Below are 849 nucleotides of genomic sequence, written 5' to 3'. Positions count from 1 at the left end.
CCTAGGCGCTGTCTGCATTCACCGCAGCCAGATCATGGCGCATGCGAGGTGGACGAAGCCCATAAAGGCGGGGAGCGTTTTCTCGCATCGCAAGGCGATTCTGCGGAAGCGTTTGAGTTTATTGAAGAAGCATTCGACCTGATGGCGTTCCTTGTAGAGGTTCCAGTTGATCGGAGGCATGATGGCGCGGCTGGGATTGGCCTTGATCTGTGCGGTTGCCCCGAGGTCGTCAGCGATGAAGGCGCGTAGCGGGTCTGCATCGTAAGCGGCATCGGCGATGACATGGCCGACGCCCTGCAAACCGGACAGGAGAGTCTCGGCCTGGGGCCGGTCGCCGTATTGTCCCGGCGTCGGATGGATCCGCAGAGGCAGGCCGATCGCATCGACGACAGCGTGCAGCTTGGTCGTCAGGCCGCCACGTGAACGACCGATGGCGGCAGCTTCAGCCCCCCTTTTGCACCAGTCGCATCAGCATGAACTTTCGAAATGGTGCTGTCGATCAGGACGTATTCGAAGTCCGGCGTGTCGGCCAGGGTATGGAAAAGCCTTTCCCAGACGCCCGAATGTGACCAACGTCGAAAACGGGCGTGGACCGCCGTCCATTTGCCGAACACGTCCGGCAGGTCACGCCAGCGCGCCGCATTGCCGGCCATCCACAAGATGGCATCCACGAATAGCCGGTTGTCGACCCCGCCCCGCCCGGGCGTTCCGAGCCGGCCGGGAAGATGGCCCTCGATCCGGCTCCATTGCTCGTCTGTCAGTGTCCGTCTGCTCAAGGCTTGCCCTCCATCGACAGCCTTGAATCAGAACTTCAAATCAAAGGGAATCCATGAATGCAGACAGCGCCTA

General features: G+C 61.0%; 1 protein-coding gene. It reads right to left on the bottom strand.

Going from position 1 to position 849, the window contains the following annotated elements; genetic code table 11:
- Positions 1 to 18: 18 nt before the first annotated feature.
- A protein-coding gene (locus HLH35_RS19695; protein ID WP_220790795.1) for an IS5 family transposase occupies positions 19 to 776 on the bottom strand; the annotation gives its coding sequence in 2 pieces (ribosomal slippage) (positions 19 to 458 and positions 458 to 776; 759 coding nt in all).
- Positions 777 to 849: the final 73 nt, after the last annotated feature.

Origin of the sequence: Gluconacetobacter asukensis, from assembly GCF_014174375.1 — a bacterium.
GTDB lineage: Bacteria > Pseudomonadota > Alphaproteobacteria > Acetobacterales > Acetobacteraceae > Gluconacetobacter > Gluconacetobacter asukensis.
Note: the sequence above shows the minus strand (reverse complement) of the source record. Positions and strands in the feature narration are given on the sequence as shown.